General features: G+C 52.4%; 19 protein-coding genes. 9 read left to right on the top strand and 10 right to left on the bottom strand.

Annotation, left to right across the window (positions count from 1 at the left end):
• Positions 1-609: DUF2931 family protein (locus FDX04_RS07765; RefSeq protein WP_137370710.1), on the top strand; the 609-nt coding region annotated here is incomplete at its 5' end.
• A 44-nt stretch (positions 610-653) separates the two neighbouring features.
• On the opposite strand, the gene FDX04_RS07760 is transcribed toward FDX04_RS07765, so the two are convergent.
• Positions 654-1,049, bottom strand: a complete 396-nt coding sequence (locus tag FDX04_RS07760; protein WP_137361716.1) for a YgiW/YdeI family stress tolerance OB fold protein — start codon at positions 1,047-1,049, stop codon at positions 654-656.
• A gap of 151 nt (positions 1,050-1,200) precedes the next feature.
• On the opposite strand from FDX04_RS07760, the gene qseB reads away from it, so the two are divergent.
• The 4 genes from qseB (at position 1,201) to FDX04_RS07740 (ending at position 4,242) form a co-directional block, all read left to right on the top strand.
• Complete coding sequence (gene qseB, locus FDX04_RS07755; RefSeq protein ID WP_032940770.1) at positions 1,201-1,860, top strand: quorum sensing response regulator transcription factor QseB; 660 nt, start codon at positions 1,201-1,203, stop codon at positions 1,858-1,860.
• A complete protein-coding gene (gene qseC, locus FDX04_RS07750; protein ID WP_137370709.1) occupies positions 1,857-3,206 on the top strand; it encodes a quorum sensing histidine kinase QseC in 1,350 nt (449 codons plus the stop codon). The genes qseB and qseC overlap by 4 nt, the downstream gene beginning before the upstream one ends.
• A gap of 109 nt (positions 3,207-3,315) precedes the next feature.
• Positions 3,316-3,897, top strand: a complete 582-nt coding sequence (locus tag FDX04_RS07745; RefSeq protein WP_137361714.1) for an NAD(P)H-dependent oxidoreductase — start codon at positions 3,316-3,318, stop codon at positions 3,895-3,897.
• A 30-nt stretch (positions 3,898-3,927) separates the two neighbouring features.
• Entirely contained in the window at positions 3,928-4,242 is a 315-nt protein-coding gene (locus tag FDX04_RS07740; protein ID WP_103769733.1) for a putative quinol monooxygenase, read from the top strand.
• A gap of 93 nt (positions 4,243-4,335) precedes the next feature.
• Here the strand turns inward: FDX04_RS07740 and FDX04_RS07735 are convergent, their stop codons facing one another.
• The 3 genes from FDX04_RS07735 to FDX04_RS07725 are packed head-to-tail and all read right to left on the bottom strand — an operon-like array spanning position 4,336 to position 8,649.
• Entirely contained in the window at positions 4,336-5,526 is a 1,191-nt protein-coding gene (locus FDX04_RS07735) for a glycoside hydrolase family 88 protein (RefSeq protein ID WP_137360705.1), read from the bottom strand.
• 23 nt (positions 5,527-5,549) lie between these two features.
• Positions 5,550-6,818 (bottom strand): oligosaccharide MFS transporter, encoded by a 1,269-nt coding sequence (locus tag FDX04_RS07730; protein ID WP_137360704.1) that lies wholly within the window; start codon positions 6,816-6,818, stop codon positions 5,550-5,552.
• A gap of 10 nt (positions 6,819-6,828) precedes the next feature.
• Positions 6,829-8,649: a DUF2264 domain-containing protein gene (locus tag FDX04_RS07725; protein WP_137370708.1), complete on the bottom strand. Its 1,821-nt coding sequence runs from the start codon at positions 8,647-8,649 to the stop codon at positions 6,829-6,831.
• 165 nt (positions 8,650-8,814) lie between these two features.
• Between FDX04_RS07725 and FDX04_RS07720 the strand changes: the two genes are divergently transcribed.
• On the top strand, positions 8,815-9,672 hold the full coding sequence (locus FDX04_RS07720; protein WP_137360702.1) for an AraC family transcriptional regulator: 858 nt from the start codon (positions 8,815-8,817) through the stop codon (positions 9,670-9,672).
• A gap of 118 nt (positions 9,673-9,790) precedes the next feature.
• On the opposite strand, the gene parE is transcribed toward FDX04_RS07720, so the two are convergent.
• From parE to nudF, 5 genes are read right to left on the bottom strand one after another with little or no spacing between them, the layout of a single operon-like run.
• Positions 9,791-11,683 (bottom strand): DNA topoisomerase IV subunit B, encoded by a 1,893-nt coding sequence (parE, locus tag FDX04_RS07715; protein ID WP_137360701.1) that lies wholly within the window; start codon positions 11,681-11,683, stop codon positions 9,791-9,793.
• 28 nt (positions 11,684-11,711) lie between these two features.
• The gene (gene yqiA / locus FDX04_RS07710; RefSeq protein ID WP_038633915.1) at positions 11,712-12,293 is read right to left on the bottom strand and encodes an esterase YqiA; all 582 of its coding nucleotides are present in this window, start codon (positions 12,291-12,293) and stop codon (positions 11,712-11,714) included.
• Entirely contained in the window at positions 12,293-13,120 is an 828-nt protein-coding gene (gene cpdA, locus FDX04_RS07705) for a 3',5'-cyclic-AMP phosphodiesterase (RefSeq protein WP_137360700.1), read from the bottom strand. Before cpdA ends, yqiA begins: the two co-directional genes overlap by 1 nt.
• A gap of 24 nt (positions 13,121-13,144) precedes the next feature.
• The gene (locus FDX04_RS07700; RefSeq protein ID WP_003024582.1) at positions 13,145-13,567 is read right to left on the bottom strand and encodes a DUF1249 family protein; all 423 of its coding nucleotides are present in this window, start codon (positions 13,565-13,567) and stop codon (positions 13,145-13,147) included.
• Entirely contained in the window at positions 13,564-14,196 is a 633-nt protein-coding gene (gene nudF, locus FDX04_RS07695) for an ADP-ribose diphosphatase (protein WP_038633920.1), read from the bottom strand. The genes FDX04_RS07700 and nudF overlap by 4 nt, the downstream gene beginning before the upstream one ends.
• Positions 14,197-14,401: 205 nt before the next feature.
• Here nudF and tolC point away from each other — a divergent pair, with 205 nt between their 5' ends.
• The 3 genes from tolC to FDX04_RS07680 all read left to right on the top strand — a co-directional run bounded on the left by tolC (position 14,402) and on the right by FDX04_RS07680 (position 17,869).
• Entirely contained in the window at positions 14,402-15,877 is a 1,476-nt protein-coding gene (tolC, locus tag FDX04_RS07690) for an outer membrane channel protein TolC (RefSeq protein WP_042311027.1), read from the top strand.
• Between the two features lie 148 nt (positions 15,878-16,025).
• The gene (locus FDX04_RS07685) at positions 16,026-16,703 is read left to right on the top strand and encodes a DUF1190 family protein (RefSeq protein WP_006688037.1); all 678 of its coding nucleotides are present in this window, start codon (positions 16,026-16,028) and stop codon (positions 16,701-16,703) included.
• Positions 16,704-16,708: 5 nt separating this feature from the next.
• Positions 16,709-17,869: a glutathionylspermidine synthase family protein gene (locus FDX04_RS07680; protein ID WP_042311167.1), complete on the top strand. Its 1,161-nt coding sequence runs from the start codon at positions 16,709-16,711 to the stop codon at positions 17,867-17,869.
• A gap of 40 nt (positions 17,870-17,909) precedes the next feature.
• On the opposite strand, the gene ygiD is transcribed toward FDX04_RS07680, so the two are convergent.
• On the bottom strand, positions 17,910-18,698 hold the full coding sequence (gene ygiD / locus FDX04_RS07675) for a 4,5-DOPA dioxygenase extradiol (RefSeq protein WP_137370707.1): 789 nt from the start codon (positions 18,696-18,698) through the stop codon (positions 17,910-17,912).
• Positions 18,699-18,750 lie beyond the last annotated feature (52 nt).

The following is an 18,750-nucleotide window of genomic DNA, read 5'->3' as shown; positions in this document are numbered from 1 at the left end:
CCTTTACAGTCAAAACAGGCCGCCAGCGGGGATTGGACTCTACCTTACGGTAAGTGGAATTTTTCTTTTATCACCCCCTATGAGTTGCCAGCAGAAGCGCTTCATGTCCGGGTGATCGATACCGATGGTTACTTGTATACCTTTAACACGCTTGACCCAACCTCTCGTGACTCTGAATCCGTGGACAAGTGGACTGATGTGATCTTTGGCGGCAGCGTTAATTTCAACAAAGTCAAAAAACCTCCGCAGTACATTGTCTTCTGCTGGGATTCCTATATTGACCAGCAGACCTATGAAACTAGCGCCGTCTTCGGCCCCGAAACCTGGCTGAGGATGAAAACACCTGCCGATCATACCTGGTATGGCGAGACCGTCTGGTACGACAGTATGGTGTTTGGCCTGTCTCCCGGCGGCAAGGTCAAAATCTGGTTTTCCGATGTCGCCGGACGCCCCAGCCTGCCGGTCACGCCCCTGAAACAAACAACCCGCTCCGGCAAGGACCTGACCCTGTGTAAAGACTACGTCGTCCCGGGCGGCAGTTTTACCTTCCTCCCGTCAACGCAGGCATTTATCAACGGTAAAACCTACCCCTATGGCAACTGGGATTAAGACTAGCTCTAAGAAAAGGGCCGCGAATGCGGCCCTGATGGGGATTATTTAGCAACTTTGCTAATCTGTTTCACGTCGATTTCAACGGAGTTCCAGTCTTTATCCACTTCGCCCTGGATCTCAACCACATCCTGCGGCGTTACGGTTACGCCGTTCCAGCGCTTATGGTCAATATCCACATTCACCGTGCCGGTCGCATCTTTAAACACATACAGATCGTCGGAAATACGCTCAACGATGTTCCCACGCAGGGTAACCCACGCGTCATCACGCAGCGATTTAGCACTTGCTACCGTCGTGATGCTGCCGTTCGGGCCAACAAACCCACCGCTTTGGCTTTGTGTGGTCGTCGTTGGCCCAGAGAAGCCGCCCTGTTGCGCTGCCAGAACAGGTGCGGAACACAGTGCCATTACGGCAACCAGTGCTGCTAATTTTTTCATCGTCATGTCTCCCTTTCATGTTGGTTTACGACTATTAAATAAGTTAATCCTTAACAAGTTCTTAAGGAAAAAAAAGATTCTTTTTTGCTGTACAGATGCGGCGGCGACAAGGTTTACTGACGGCAAAGAGAGTTATCGCAGGGAAGAATATATGCGCATTTTACTGGTTGAAGATGATACGTTGATCGGCGATGGCCTTAAAACCGGTCTGAGTAAAATGGGTTTTAGCATCGACTGGTTTACCGAAGGACGTCAGGGGAAAGAAGCACTCTACAGTGCCCCGTATGATGCGGTAATCCTCGACCTGACGCTGCCAGGCATAGACGGACGAGACATCCTGCGCGAGTGGCGAGCCAACGGGAAGCAGGAACCGGTGCTGATTCTGACCGCCCGCGACGCGCTGGCGGAACGCGTTGAAGGCTTACGTCTGGGCGCGGACGACTATCTGTGTAAGCCCTTCGCGTTGATCGAAGTTGCCGCCAGGCTGGAGGCGCTGGTGCGTCGTGCCAGCGGCCAGGCCAGCAACACATTGCGCCATGGCGAGGTGACGCTCGATCCCGGCGCGCTGGTCGCCACGGCGGCGGGCGAACCTTTGTCTCTTAAGCCCAAAGAGTTCGCGCTGTTGGAGCTGCTTATGCGCAACAAGGGCCGCGTCCTGCCCCGTAAACTGATTGAGGAAAAACTGTATACCTGGGACGAAAACGTCTCCAGCAATGCGGTTGAAGTACACGTCCATCACTTACGCCGTAAGCTCGGCAGCGACTTTATCCGTACCGTGCATGGCATTGGCTACACCCTGGGTGACGCATGAAATTCGCACAACGCCTCAGCCTGCGCGTCAGGCTAACGCTTATCTTCATGATTTTGGTTTTAGTGACCTGGCTGATTTCCAGCTTTGTCGCCTGGAAGCAAACCACCGATAACGTGAATGAGATGTTCGACACGCAGCAAATGCTGTTCGCCAAGCGTCTTGTCACGCTGGATCTTGATGAACTCAAAGCCTCTGAACGTATCGCGCATACCCCGAAAAAATTCAAACATGGTCATATTGACGACGATGTACTGACCTTTGCGGCCTACACGCCAGAAGGGAAAATGGTTCTTCACGATGGCGACAATGGCCAGTACATTCCCTATAGCTATCGCCGGGAAGGTTTTGACGATGGCTATCTGAATGGCGACAACGATAAATGGCGTTTTGTCTGGCTGACTTCCGCAGATAAAAAGTATCGAATCGTTGTCGGCCAGGAATGGGAATATCGTGAAGATATGGCTTTAGCGATTGTGACAGCACAATTGGTGCCGTGGTTGGTCGCTCTGCCGCTGATGCTGTTGATCCTGATTGTGTTGTTAAGTCTTGAACTTAAGCCACTGAAAAAACTGGCGCAGGCGCTACGTTTACGCGACCCGGAATCAGAAGAACCGCTCAGTTTGAAAGGCATTCCTGGCGAGGTTCGCCCGCTGGTTGAATCACTCAACCAACTCTTCACTCGTATTCATACCACCATGGTACGTGAACGGCGCTTTACTTCAGATGCCGCTCACGAGCTGCGTAGTCCGCTGACGGCGCTGAAAGTGCAAACCGAAGTGGCGCAACTGTCTGACGATGACCCGCAGGCACGGCAAAAAGCCTTAATGCAGATGCAGGCCGGGATCGATCGCGCTACGCGTCTGGTCGATCAGTTACTGACGCTTTCGCGCCTTGACTCCCTCGACAATCTTCAGGATGTGGCGGAAATCTCGCTGGAGGAGTTGCTGCAATCTGCGGTGATGGATATCTACCATTCGGCCCAGCAGGCGCATATTGACGTACGTTTGCAGATTAACGCGCATGGCATCACATGTACCGGGCAACCGCTGTTACTCAGCCTGATGGTGCGAAATCTGCTGGATAATGCGATTCGCTATAGTCCCCGGGGAAGCATTGTGGAAGTGACGCTCAACGCCCGCAATTTTAGCGTCAAAGATAATGGTCCTGGTATTGCGCCGGAAGTTCTGATGCACATTGGAGAACGCTTTTATCGCCCACCAGGGCAAAGCGTGACCGGCAGTGGTCTGGGGTTGTCAATTGTTCGTCGCATCGCGACCTTACACGGAATGTCAGCCTCGTTTGGTAATGCGCCGCAAGGTGGCTTTGAAGCTAAAATCAGTTGGTAACTGCGTTATTATTGCGCGGTCAGCAAAAGACTTTGCACATTTTGCTAATTTCACCGTACCGATCATCAGCGTAGAATCGGCCTCAAACGTTATTCTTTGAGGACACAAAATGAGCAATATCCTGATTATCAACGGTGCGAAAAAATTTGGCCACTCTAATGGGCAATTGAATGACACCCTGACCGAGGTCGCGGACGGTATCCTGCGCGACCTCGGGCATGATGTTAGAGTCGTACGCGCTGACAGCGATTATGACGTGCAGGCAGAAGTGCAGAACTTCGTCTGGGCAGACACCGTTATCTGGCAGATGCCGGGTTGGTGGATGGGCGCGCCGTGGACGGTGAAGAAATACATCGATGACGTGTTCACTGCCGGGCACGGTACGCTGTACGCCAGCGATGGTCGCACGCGTTCAGATGCGTCAAAAAAATACGGTTCCGGCGGACTGATTCAGGGCAAAAAATACATGCTGTCTCTGACCTGGAACGCACCGATGGAAGCCTTCACTGAAAAAGACCAGTTCTTCCATGGCGTTGGGGTTGATGGCGTTTATCTCCCGTTCCATAAAGCAAACCAGTTCCTGGGAATGGAAGCGCTGCCGACCTTTATCACCAATGATGTGATTAAAATGCCGGATGTCCCGCGTTATATCGCAGAATATCGCAAGCATCTGAACGAAATTTTTGGTTAACTGGTAACCTGGAATTAGAAGGAGTTAACCATGCTTACCGTTATTGCAGAAATCCGTACACGTCCAGGTCAACATCACCGCCAGGCGGTACTGGATCAGTTTGCTAAAATCGTTCCGACCGTACTGAAAGAAGAAGGCTGCCACGGCTACGCGCCGATGGTCGATCATGCTGCTGGCGTCAGTTTTCAGACGACAGCCCCGGATTCAATCGTCATGATTGAACAGTGGGAAAGCATCGCCCACCTTGAAGCGCATTTGCAGACCCCGCATATGAAAGCCTACAGCGAAGCCGTCAAAGGCGATGTGTTGGACATGAATATTCGTATTCTTGAGTCTGGCATTTAAGTTTGTCGATTTGCCGGATAACGCCACCAACAGACGTATCCGGCTTATACCGCAATCCTCAGGCCCGGTAAGCGCAGTGCCACCGGGCATTCTTTACCAGTAAAGCTTCCAGCTCTGAGTGAAGCGCATTAACGCCTCAACGTAGAAATAATCCCCCCAGCTTGCGCACTCATCGACCCCTTTGTTGCTCGACAGGTGATACACCGAGTGTTTCAGTATACCGTTCCCCTGCTCATCTTTGCCCATCAGATAGTGCCTGGTCAGTGAAGACATAATCCCCATCGCCCACTGCAGATAGCGCTCGCGATCCGGGTCGGTCACCGGCAGATGTTTAATCAGCTCCAGCAGTCCGCAGACGGCAATCGCTGCCGAAGATGAATCGCGCAGCGCATCTGTCCCGACTAATGCCAGATCCCAATGGCAAACGGCATCTTCCGGCAGACGATTAAGAAAATAGTTGGCCAACTTTTTCGACAGTTGCACCATCTGGTTATCGCCGGTGTAAATATAGCTCAGCAGAAAACCATAAATTCCCCATGCCTGCCCACGTGACCAGCATGAATCGTCGGCATAACCCTGCTGGGTATTACCGTAACGCGGCGCGCCGGTTTGCACGTCCATATAGTAGGTGTGGAAGGTCGACGCATCCTGGCGGATCAGGTATTTTGCTGCCTGCGCAACGTGGGCCTTTGCCGCATTCGCAAAACGCGGATCGCCCGTTTGCTCGCTTGCCCAGTACAACAGCGGCAGATTCATATTGCAGTCGATAATCATCCTCCCGGCCTGCTCGGGATCACGAAGATCGCCCCATGCCTGGATGATCTGCGCCTTTTCATGAAAACGCTCCAACAGCGCTTCTGCCGCCATCAGGGAAAACCCTCGCGCATCACGATTACCCGTCAATCGCCAGGCCGCCACGCAGGAAAGTGTGTAGAGGAATCCCAGGTCGTGGGTGTTGGTATCGTGGCGTCCGGCAATACGCAAGCCAAACGAACGCACATGTTTCTCCGCCATCTCACGAAATTTGCTCTCACCACTCATTTCCCACGCCAGCCATAACTGCCCGGTCCAGAAGCTGGTCGTCCATTCCACATTCTCTGTCAGCGGGTAATAACCTTGCACACAGGTTTCGGCAGGAAATTGTTCACCGAACTCCGTTAAATGACGGCTAATCAATTCGAGGACATGTTCCCGGGCGCAACGCATTTGATCCTGAAAGCTGCCGGGATTGACCGGGCTACCAGGAAATGCGCGCAACGATTCCTCAACGATATGATTTAACATATTTCGGATCCTTATTACGTAAATTATTTTGCAGGATTATTTTCAGCAATATCGAGAGCGATATTTTTGCCTTGTTTGCTCTGACAGGCAGATAAAGTAAATGCCGATATCAATGTAAAGGTCAGCGCCACAATGCCCATAATGATATATGTCTTCTCAAAACCGATCCGGTCATACATTAATCCAGCAGGTGATGAAACTACCACGTTACCGACATACAGCATGGCCTGATAACCCAGTAAATACATGGTCGCATTTACCCGTTTATCAAAATGCTCGGCAATATATTTAAAGACGGAAACCAGTAATAAACAGATCTCCAGACCGTATAGCGGTTTCAGCACAGAAATGAGCAGATGAGAGTCGCACAGACCGGAGATAACCAACCGTGCGCCCACCAGCAGCCCAACAATCAGCAGGCCACGCTTCGCGCCAACATAATTGACGAATAACGGGATGACCATGTACATGACAAATTCCATTCCCGACTGCACGGTCCCCAGATAGCCAAACACGGCGTTCCCTTCATGCACATCCGAGAAGAAAGTAACGAAGTAGCGGGAGAACTGCTGCTCAGCGATGAACATCATCCACGCTACGCCTGCAACATACAGGCAGAAAGCCCAGAATTTGCGATTTCGCAGCAGGGCGTACACATCCGCCGGGGCGATTTTCTCTTTGGTTAACACCTGCGAGGCGTTGGCCGCATTGACATTGACTTTCAGACTCAGCAGAACAACCAGCATCACCACCGACGCCACGCTGCCGAGCATAAAGTTATAGGCCGGAGAGAGGTTAAATAGCAGGCCAGAGAACGATGACGCCACTGCCCAGCCAAGTGACCCCCACATGCGGATTTGCCCAAACTCCATGCCGTTCAGGCGGCTGTAGCGATCGGAATACGATTCACAGGCAGCCACCCCGGCATACCACGCAAAGCTTAAGTAAATCGCGCCAACGATAATGCCCAGCATTGTATTGGACAGTAATAATGGCTGATAGACATAAATAAAAAAGGGTGCCATTAGTGCAGACATCACCACGACAAAATAGAGCAGATATTTACTCATCCCTATTTTATCGAGAATATAGCCATAAATAGGTTTCAGAATAACCGAAAAAATACCATTCACGGCAAATACGGTGCCGATCACCGTACCACTCAATTGCGCTTTTTGCCCTAACCAGATAGCCAGCAGACCAATACTTGCAGACCACGTAAAGAAATAGAGGAATATAAAACTACTTATTTTATAATATTCAGTGCGATTTCCCATTGAACTATTTTTCATACCATCCTCGCTATAAAAAGAACGACAACTGGCGTGCACTTTCAGGCTGCTGAATAACAACCTGGCTATTGTTGATAGAAAGCAACGGAACGGCGGCGTACTGTATTTGTTGTCCACTTGCGCTTACGGCGCAGCAAAGCCAGCTTTCGCCCTGTGGGATTTCGGCGGTAAGCACAGGGATCGAGGCGCATTCAGGGAACATGATGCTGCTGTTTGGCGGCGTGACCACGTTGCCAGGCTGACAAACTATGGACGGTGAAAGATCAACGATAACGCTGGTTCCATTACGTGCCGCAATGAGACAGCCGCGATCGCGTAGCTGAGGCTCGGCTTTCATTACCGCAAATCCCCCTTCCACCGTTTGCAGGCTTCGCGCGCTGTGAATACGGTGCAAACGAAGATGCCACTCACCAAACGGGACCAGCCATGTATCAAGGGTAACGTCATGCCAGGGAGACCAGCGGGACCAGATAAAATTCTCATCAACCCGAACGTCATCGCACTGACGACGGCCACGATAGTAGCCATCGCCGTCTGCCAACAGCAGCATAGAGTCACAGGCCGCATGTTTGATGCCGTAACGGCCACGCTCAATGGTGAAACCGAAACGGCTGGAGTAGGCGAATTTGGTGTATTTGGCTTCGGTATTGACGTAATTGTTCAGTTCAAGCTGGCCTGAGGTCAGCATCGTGACATGTTCAGAATGCTCACTGTGCTGCATGATCTGCGCAGCATGCGTAATCACCCGTTTTTCATCAAGTACGGGTAAGGCCTGCTCTTCAGCCTGCCAGAAGGGATGCTTCTCGGGCAGAGCGAGGATCAAAAAGACCTTCAATGCCCAATAGGGCGATCCCGGCGAGTTGTAATCTTCGCACATCGCCAGGTTCGGGTAGGCAAACCCCAGTGTCAGAATGCCATCACGATCGAAAATCGGCTGCTTCTGCCACCAACGCAGATGACGTAGGATTACGCCTTTAATGACGCCTGGCGAAAAGACATCCAGTTCAGCAAACGCTACTGCGCTCCAGAACGCAACCATGGCAAAGCGGTAGGTCAGGCTGCGACCAAACGGCACCGATGCGCCGTCTGCTGCGGACAGATAAATGAAATCTTCGGCAAACAGACGCGAGCGCTCACGCAGAGTGGCGGCGCGATCGGCATCATCGGGGCTTAGGGTGGCATACAACAGGCCATAAAAGTGGAAGGCCATTGAGATGTAGTAATCTTTTGGACGCCCGGGACCATCGGAATACCAGCCGTCGCCAAGATAATAGGCTTCCATCAGCTCAAAACGGCGATCGATAGCAGCCTGGTCATAAGGCAGACCCGCCCGCTTGAAGCCAAGCTGAACGATAATCGCAAAGTAGTTCCAGTTGCTGTCCGGCATTTGTGCATCGGTTATCTGGTTCAGCCAGCGGTGCAAATTTTCGCGTTCACGCAGGGAGAAACAGTCCGTCAGTTGCGTCTGTAACAATGCCAGACCCAGACCATATGCCGCCATCTCGACCAGGCGCTGATCGTACGGGCCGGTATCACCCCAGTAGTGTGGACTTTGCGGGTCGGTGCCAAGTTTTATCGCCTGAATGTATTTTTCGGCATACGGCGCATCAGCCCCGCCCGCCATCAGCGGAAACAGTCCCCACAGCGCCCGGGAAAGTCCTTCCATACAGGCAATATCCACGCTGTAGTGAGCACAGGTATTGCCAAGTGAAAACTGAGCCTGTCCCGCCGGAAACTGCTGATCCAGCGCACGCAAAATGGCGTTAACAGCGCACGTTACGTCTTCGCGTGATGACAATGGATTTGATTTTTCTTCAGTTGCTGACCACATACTCTGCCCCTCTGAATTAAGTGGCTAAAGAATAGTGAATCGCAGAGCCGCAGAAATGTTACGCCAATCACACCACTGTCATTAAAATAAAACAGCGATTGATAAAATTTAAAAATAGGGTTTATAAATGACTATTCGGCGGCAAAAATTTAAATTTATTGCACTATGAGCTTATCCTCACAGCAAGAACATCTGGAGCTGATCGCCCTCAACGATGCGATTGCATCGTTCAGTCGTTTATTCGCCAATACGGTGCGTTACCACCACTGGCATCAGTGTCTGGAAGTGCTGTATGTGGAAGAAGGCTTTGGCGTGGTCACGGTTGACCATAAGCAGTTCACTATGCGACCAGGACGGATGTTCTTTTTTCCGCCGTTTACCCTACACAAGATATGGGTCGATGAGCAGGCGCGGGATGTTTATCGGCGTACCATTATTCATCTCGATCAACATGCGGTGTTGAAGGTGCTACGCGACTTTCCGCAAACTCAACAGCATCTGCAAAATCTGAGCGTGCGCGGCAGCGAAGCATGGGTCGTCGACGCGGCGGATATCCACACACATATTGATTTTCTTTTCAGCCGTTATGAAAAAATGGCCACTCAGAAGCCGCTTAACACTGAACACGTTGCCTGCCTGTTAGTTAATTTATTCAGCCTGTTACCCGAAGATAATGGCAATATGCTGGAAATTAGCAGCGGAATAGCCAGCCAGGTGATGTTCTGGCTGGATGAGCATTACACCCACAAATTTAGTCTGGCGGCGCTGGCGCAGGAATTGAATAAATCAAAAAGCTATGTTTCCCGCCGCTTTCAGATGGAAACGGGCGAGAGCATTCTCGACTATCTCAATACTCTGCGGCTGCGTAAAGCCTGTGAAGCGCTGTTACACAGTGAAATCAGCGTGCGGGAAGTTGCTCAAAAGGTAGGGTTTTCAGAGGTAACGTATTTTATCAGCGCCTTCGGCAAAGGTATTGGCGAGACGCCGCTCCAGTATCGCAAAAGGCATAAAAATAATCCGTAGGCCCGATAAGCGTAGCGCCATCGGGCAAGAACGCATCGCCGGATGGCGGCGTAAACGCCTTATCCGGCCTACAAATAGCGCTCCCGTAGACCCGATAAGCGCAGCGCCATCGGGCGGATTATCCTTCGAGATCCGCCAGGTCGCCTTTCTCCTGCAACCAATTACGACGATCTTCAGAACGCTTCTTGGCCAGCAGCATATCCATCATCGCGTTGGTGCGCTGATCGTCTTCATCATCAATGATGAGCTGCACCAGGCGACGGGTGTTCGGATCCAGCGTGGTTTCGCGCAGTTGCATCGGGTTCATTTCACCCAGACCTTTAAAGCGCTGCACGTTCGGCTTGCCTTTCTTGCGCTTTAACTGCTCCAGTACGCCCGCTTTCTCTTCTTCCGTCAGCGCGTAATACACCTCTTTCCCGAGGTCGATACGGTATAACGGCGGCAGCGCCACGTAGACGTGACCGTGTTTCACCAATGTGCGGAAGTGTTTCACAAACAGCGCGCACAGCAGCGTGGCGATGTGCAGACCATCGGAGTCCGCATCCGCCAGGATACAGATCTTACCGTAACGCAACTGGCTCAGGTCGTCGCTGTCCGGATCGATACCGATCGCCACCGAAATATCGTGCACTTCCTGCGAGGCCAGCACTTCATCAGAAGATACTTCCCAGGTATTGAGGATCTTACCTTTGAGCGGCATGATCGCCTGATATTCACGATCACGCGCCTGTTTGGCCGATCCGCCCGCTGAGTCACCTTCGACGAGGAACAGTTCGGTGCGATTGAGATCCTGCGCGGTACAGTCCGCCAGTTTCCCCGGCAGCGCCGGACCGCTGGTCAGCTTTTTACGTACCACTTTTTTCGCCGCGCGCAGACGACGCTGGGCGCTGGAAATCGCCATCTCAGCCAGCAGTTCGGCTGACTGCACGTTCTGGTTCAGCCACAGGCTGAAGGCATCTTTCACCACGCCAGAGACAAATGCCGCGCACTGGCGCGAGGAGAGGCGCTCTTTGGTTTGCCCGGCAAACTGCGGATCCTGCATTTTCACCGACAGCACGTAGGCGCAGCGATCCCAGATATCTTCCGCCGACAGCTTCACGCCGCGCGGCAGGATATTGCGGTATTCGCAGAACTCGCGCATCGCATCCAGCAGGCCCTGACGCAGACCGTTAACATGCGTACCGCCCTGCATGGTTGGGATCAGGTTTACATAGCTTTCGGTCAACAGCTCGCCGCCTTCCGGCAGCCAGAGCAACGCCCAGTCAACGGTCTCTGTCTCACCGCTAAAATTACCGATAAACGGTTTTTCTGGCAGCGTCGGCAGGCCATTCACCGCTTCGCTCAGATAATCATTCAGACCATCCTGGTAGCACCAGCGCTGTTCGCTATTGTTGACCTCATCTTTAAAAGTGATCTCAACACCCGGACACAATACCGCTTTAGCTTTCAGTACATGCGTTAAGCGCGAAACGGAAAAACGCGGGCTGTCGAAGAAAGTTTCATCCGGCCAGAAGTGCACGCTGGTTCCGGTATTGCGTTTACCGCAGGTCCCGACAACCTGTAAATCCTGCACCTTATCGCCGTTCTCAAACGCGATGTTGTACACCTGCCCGTCGCGACGTACGTTCACTTCCACACGCTTCGACAGGGCATTGACCACAGAGATCCCCACCCCATGCAAACCACCAGAGAACTGATAGTTCTTATTGGAGAACTTACCACCCGCATGTAAACGGCAGAGGATCAACTCAACCGCCGGAACACCTTCTTCAGGGTGAATGTCTACTGGCATGCCGCGGCCATCATCAATGACTTCCAGAGATTGGTCGGCATGTAAGATCACGTCCACACGTTTTGCGTGGCCCGCCAGTGCTTCATCCACACTGTTATCAATCACTTCCTGCCCAAGGTGGTTCGGACGGGTTGTATCGGTGTACATCCCCGGGCGACGGCGTACCGGCTCAAGCCCAGTGAGTACCTCAATGGCATCAGCGTTATAAGTTTGCGTCATGGTTTAAATAAGCAATTCGAATTGATCGTCAGAAACTGTGCAGTCCAAGAAAATCGACAATCTGGTTGAAATAATCTTCGAAGCCCGTGAATGCGTGGTTTCCGCCCTCAGTCACTGTCTGACGGCAGGAGGCGTAATACGCCACCGCCTGGCGGTAGTCCAACACTTCATCGCCCGTTTGTTGGAGCAGCCAGATTAAATCCGGCGCTTCCAGCGGGTCAATCTGCATGACTTTAAGATCGTAAATATGGCGTGACTCTAGCACATATTGCTGCCCCGTGTAGGGGTTCTCGTTTTGACCGAGATAGTCGACCAGCAGTTCATAAGGCCGGACCGCCGGATTCACCACCACCGCTGGCAGCATAAAACATTGTGACAGCCAGGTGGCGTAATAGCCGCCCAACGAGGAACCGACAATCCCCAGCGACTCGCCGCCATGCTCAAGAACGATCGATTCCAGCATCTCTGCGGCCTGAGCAGGATACGGCGGCAGCTGCGGTACGATCATCTCAACGTGCGGATGGTGTTCCGCCAGCCAGCTTTTCAGCAAACATGCCTTCGCCGAACGAGGAGAACTGTTAAATCCGTGGAGATAGAGAAGTGTAGACATCAGTAACCTTCTGAAGCGGTATCAGGGTGGAACCGATTACCCTGCAGACGACACACCTGAGTCTGCAACGTACCGTCAGCAAATAGCTCCAGCGTACGCCAACCGGGGCTGATGGTATCTAACGTGAAATTAGAACAATGCGGCTTAAACTGCACGCAGGTCGACGGCGTCGCCAACAGGCGGCGACCGTTCCAGTCCAGATCCAGTTCCTGATGAATATGCCCGCAGAGCAGATACTTCGCGCGCGGGTAGTTCACCAGCACGTTGTCCAGTTCGGCGGCATTGCGCAGACTGTGCTGATCGAGCCAGCTGCAGCCCGCAGGCAGAGGATGATGATGCAGAAGCAGCAAAGTATTGCGTTCAGGCGCATCGGCGAGTTTACGCTCCAGCCATTCGAGCTGAAATTCGCTTAACTCGCCGTGGGGAACGCCAAACACCTGACTGTCCAGCAACAAGATTTGCCACTGTTCGCCAATGAAGACGCGCTTAGCCGGGGAAATGCCAGCTTCCTGCAGCGCGCTGTACATTGCAGGCTGAAAATCATGATTACCTGGGAGCCAAACGCAGGGCGCACGAAAACTTGCGATGCCCTCAGCAAAATGCTGATAAGCCGCAGCGGATTGATCCTGCGCCAAATCACCAGTCGCGACGATCAGATCGTACTCTGGCGACTCAGCATGTATTGCATCCAGTACGGATTGATAGCTGTCCCAGGTGTTCACACCCAGCAGCGTTTCATGCTTTTCGGCAAACAGGTGAGTGTCTGTAATTTGTAAGATCCTGACTCTGGCCTCACCAGCCAAAGGAAGGGTTAACAGGCTTTCCAAATGGTGTCCTTAGGTTTCACGACGCTAATAAACCGGAATCGCCATCGCTCCATGTGCTAAACAGTACCGTAACCAGTCGGCCAGAAACTGGTTAATTTGATGCTTTTCGTCGCGTTGATGCAACTTTTTATTTGGATAATCATACCGCGCTTTGAAGCGAAAGATCTGCTGACTTGAACACACTTCAGCGACCCTCGCATCATGATACAGACGCACGGTTAACGACGGCAGGCTCCAGTAAGTCACAGCCGGTGCCGTTTGTTCGATCGCGACAAGCGTAGTGTATCGGGTCGATTCAACGATCGTTAACCGATATTGTGCGTTTGCCACCTGATAGCTCACTGTTTCGCCGGCTGCGTCATTACGCGGCAACAGGCGGCGCAATTGCGAATAATTGGTTTCGCACAGGCGCATCATTTCAGGGAAGTCAGGTGTGTAACGCTTCATTTTTTCCACTCAGTTTTTAACTCTTGATAGTGCAGCTGTAACCATTGCAAGGCGATGACAGAAGCCGCGTTGTCGATTATCCCCTCTTCTACCCATTGATAAGCCTGTTCCCGGCTCACCACATGAACACGAATATCTTCGTTTTCATCAGCCAGACCATGAATTCCGCTCGCGGTCGTGGCGTCCACTTCACCCACCATAATCGATGAGCGTTCGCTGGTGCCTCCCGGGCTTGCCAGATAACTTAGCACCGGTTTTACGCGTTTAACGTTAAGCCCAGCTTCTTCCATCGCTTCACGGCGCGCGACATCTTCAACACTCTCGCCTTCTTCGATCATCCCGGCCACCATTTCCAGTAGCCATGGGCTGGCGCTGGTATCAAACGCCGCGATGCGGATCTGCTCGACCAGCACAACTTCGTCCCGCTCAGGGTCAAAGGGTAGCAAGACTGCCGCGTGTCCGCGCTCAAAAATTTCGCGCTTTACCTCACCGCTCATCCCACCGTTAAACAGGCGATGGCGGAATCGATAAAGATCCAGTGAAAAAAATCCGCGGTATAGCGTTTCTCGTGCAATAATTTCTACATCATTTTTAGTGAAAGTCATTGGCAAGTTGTCTGGTTTACGCATTGTGCTGTCCTGAAACCAATAGTGTTTAAAATGTGAATTTCAAGGTCGTTTGACTGATGTTTCAACGCCCTTGTGTTAAATTGATGCAAATTAACGCCGTATGGCACGTAACGCCAACTTTTTGCAGTGGCGGATTCTGCTAGAATCAGCAAATATTTTTACAATTTGATCAGCGCTAAATACTGCTTCACAACAAGGAATGCAAATGAAGAAATTGCTCCCCATCCTTATCGGCCTGAGCCTGTCGGGGTTCAGTACTCTGAGCCAGGCAGAAAACCTGATGCAGGTTTATCAGCAAGCACGCCTGAGCAACCCGGAATTGCGTAAATCCGCCGCCGATCGCGATGCTGCATTCGAAAAAATTAACGAAGCGCGTAGCCCATTACTGCCGCAACTGGGATTAGGTGCCGATTACACCTACAGCAATGGCTACCGTGATGCAAATGGCGTCAACTCCAACGCCACCAGCGCATCTCTGCAGTTAACTCAGTCCATTTTTGATATGTCAAAATGGCGTGCCCTGACGCTGCAAGAAAAATCAGCGGGCATCCAGGACGTGACCTATCAGACCGATCAGCAAACGCTGATCCTGAATACCGCCACCGCCTATTTTAACGTACTGAACGCGATTGACGTGCTGTCTTACACCCAGGCACAGAAAGATGCGGTTTACCGTCAGTTAGATCAGACCACTCAGCGTTTTAACGTTGGCCTGGTCGCTATCACTGACGTGCAGAACGCCCGTTCACAATACGATACCGTGCTGGCAAACGAAGTTACCGCGCGCAACAATCTGGATAACGCGGTGGAACAGCTGCGTCAGGTAACCGGTAACTACTACCCGGAACTGGCTTCGCTGAACGTTGATGGTTTTAAAACCAACAAACCGCAGGCGGTGAACGCACTGCTGAAAGAAGCGGAAAACCGCAACCTGACCTTATTGCAGGCGCGTTTAAGCCAGGATCTGGCGCGTGAACAGATCCGCCTGGCACAGGACGGTCATTTACCAACTCTGGACCTGACCGCATCTACAGGTGTGTCTGACACCTCTTACAACGGTTCCAAAACTAACAATAACGCCCAGTATGACGACAGCAACATGGGCCAGAACAAAATCGGTCTGACCTTCTCGCTGCCTATTTATCAGGGTGGAATGGTTAACTCGCAGGTGAAACAAGCACAGTACAATTTTGTTGGCGCAAGTGAACAACTGGAAAGCGCACACCGCAGCGTAGTGCAGACCGTTCGTTCTTCGTTTAACAACATTAATGCGTCCATCAGTAGCATCAACGCGTACAAACAAGCGGTTGTTTCTGCGCAAAGTTCTTTGGATGCAATGGAAGCCGGTTATTCCGTTGGTACACGTACCATCGTGGATGTATTGGATGCCACTACCACGCTGTACAACGCTAAGCAACAGCTGGCTAATGCGCGTTATACCTATCTTATCAATCAGTTAAACGTTAAATCCGCGCTCGGTACGCTGAACGAGCAGGATCTTGTGGCCCTGAACAATACGCTGGGTAAACCGGTATCCACTACCCCGGATACGATCGCCCCGCAAAACGCGCAGCAAGACGCCGCAGCGGATGGTTATACGTCCAACAGCACGACGCCGGCGGCGCAGCCGACAGCAGCACGTACAACCAGCAGCAACGGCACCAACCCGTTCCGTAATTGATGCTGATGACGGGGCTTCGGCCCCGTCTGAACGTAAGACAACGTAAAGATCCGCCCCTTCCTACGCATTCTCGCCTCTTCCCGCTTCAATTTCGACCAGTCATCCTCTATTCTGAGCAGTATTTACCACTGGGTCCTGGAAGACATAAATGAAACGGACAAAATCGATACATCACGCCTCGTTCCGCAAAAGCTGGAGCGCACGCCACCTGACTCCTGTCGCCCTGGCAGTTACCGCTGTGTTTATGCTCGCGGGCTGTGAAAAGAGCGACGAAACGGTTTCGCTTTATCAAAACGCGGACGACTGCTCGGCAGCGAATCCGGGTAAAAGCGCCGAATGTACTACCGCGTTCAACAATGCGCTGAAAGAAGCGGAACGCACCGCGCCAAAATATGCCACTCGCGAAGACTGTATCGCCGAATTCGGCGAAGGTCAGTGCCAACAGGCACCTGCGCAAGCGGGTATGGCGCCGACCGGCGAAGGCCAGGCTCAGGCGCAGAACCAAAGCAGCGGCAGCTTCTGGATGCCGCTGATGGCAGGCTACATGATGGGCCGACTGATGGGCGGCGGTATGGGCGCGCAGCAACCGCTGTTCAGCTCGAAAAATCCGGCCAGCCCAGCATACGGCAAATACACTGATGCCAGCGGTAAAAACTACGGTGCAGCGACGCCGGGTCGTACCATGACCGTGCCGAAAACCGCCATGGCGCCGAAACCAGCCACCACCACTACCGTCACCCGCGGCGGATTTGGCGAATCTGTGGCTAAACAGAGCACTATGCAGCGTAGCGCCAGCGGCACCACCACACGTTCAATGGGCGGCTGATGGTCATGGAAAGAGTCAGTATTGTTGAGCGCCCGGACTGGCGCGATAAGGCCACCGAATACGGTTTCAACTTTCACACTATGTACGGCGAGCCGTACTGGTGTGAAGACGCGTACTATAAGCTCACGCTTGCTCAGGTTGAAAAGCTGGAAGAGGTCACCGCAGAGCTGCATCAAATGTGCCTCAAAGTGGTGGAAAAGGTCATCGCCAGCGATGAGCTAATGACCAAGTTTCGCATTCCAAAGCATACCTGGGGCTTTGTTCGTCAGTCCTGGCAGACACAGCAGCCGTCACTTTATTCGCGTCTGGATCTGGCGTGGGACGGCACGGGTGAACCCAAACTGCTGGAAAACAACGCCGATACGCCAACGTCACTGTACGAAGCCGCGTTTTTCCAGTGGATCTGGCTGGAAGATCAGCTCAATGCCGGCAACCTGCCGGAAGGCAGCGATCAGTTCAACAGTCTGCAGGAAAAGCTGATCGAGCGCTTCACCGAGCTGCGTGAACAGTATGGTTTTCAGTTGCTGCATCTGACCTGCTGTCGTGATACGGTCGAAGATCGCGGAACGATCCAGTACCTGCAGGATTGCGCTGCCGAGGCTGAGATCGCCACTGAATTCCTTTATATCGAAGATATTGGCCTGGGTGAAAAAGGTCAGTTCACGGATATGCAGGATCAGGTTATTGCTAACCTGTTCAAGCTCTATCCGTGGGAATTCATGCTGCGTGAAATGTTCTCCACTAAGCTTGAAGACGCGGGCGTTCGCTGGCTGGAACCGGCCTGGAAGAGCATTATCTCCAACAAGGCGCTACTCCCGCTGTTGTGGGAAATGTTCCCGAACCATCCGAACCTGTTGCCTGCTTATTTCGCCGAAGACGACTATCCGCAGATGGATAAATTCGTCGTTAAGCCAATCTTCTCGCGTGAAGGCGCTAACGTCTCCATCATTGAGAACGGGAAAACGATCGAAGCCGTGGAAGGGCCGTATGGCGAAGAAGGTATGATCGTCCAGCAGTTCCATCAGCTCCCGAAATTTGGCGACAGCTATATGCTGATCGGCAGCTGGCTGATTAACGATCAACCTGCTGGCATCGGCATTCGTGAAGACAGAGCATTGATCACGCAGGATCTCTCGCGCTTCTATCCGCATATTTTTGTCGAATAATCGTTGTGCCGGGTGAGGCGAATCCGTCACCCGGCATTTCTCATCCAATCTGTACCGACAACATACTTAAACTGCCCATCTCAATCCCGTCGACAGGAATAGTCACCGGCTCTTTGCCATCCCACGCGCCCAATACATACAGCAGCGGCAGATAGTGATCTGGCGTCGGGTTCGATAACGATCCACCTTCATGATCGAGATAGTTGACCAGAGGGTGCTGTTCAACCGGTCCCTGCCATGTCAGGTTTGCCTTCACATAATCGTTGAATGAGGTCGCCCACGGGTATGGCGTGTTCTCACCGTGCCAACGCGCAGTACGCAGGTTGTGTACCACGTTGCCGCTGGCCACCAACATAATGCCTTCATCACGCAACGCCGCCAGTTTGCGCCCCATCTCAAAATGCCAGGCCGCAGGTTTGGTACTGTCGACGCTTAACTGCACCATCGGAATGTCCGCATTCGGATACATCTTGATCAGCACCCCCCATGAGCCGTGGTCAAATCCCCACGCTTCCTGGTCTAAGGTCACTGGCACCGGAGCAAGCACCTCAACCAGATGCTGCGCCAGTTCCGGTGAACCGGGGGCCGGGTAATGCGTGTCATACAAAGCCTGTGGAAAACCGCCAAAATCGTGGATTGTTTTTGGCGCTTCCATCGCCGTCACGCCTGTTCCACGGGTAAACCAATGCGCCGACACCACCACAATGGCTTTCGGACGCGGCAACGTTTCCCCCAGTTGCTGCCAGGCACGGGTATAAACGTTATCTTCCAGAACATTCATCGGGCTACCGTGGCCCAAAAACAATGCTGGCATACGAGCTGAAGACATGATGATATCCTTACTGAGGGAGTCATTTTGATACCATCACAATACGCTTTTT

The organism is Citrobacter sp. wls615 (genome assembly GCF_005281355.1).
In the GTDB taxonomy this organism is placed as follows: Bacteria; Pseudomonadota; Gammaproteobacteria; order Enterobacterales; family Enterobacteriaceae; genus Citrobacter; species Citrobacter werkmanii.
This window is presented reverse-complemented; position numbering and strand designations above follow the sequence as displayed.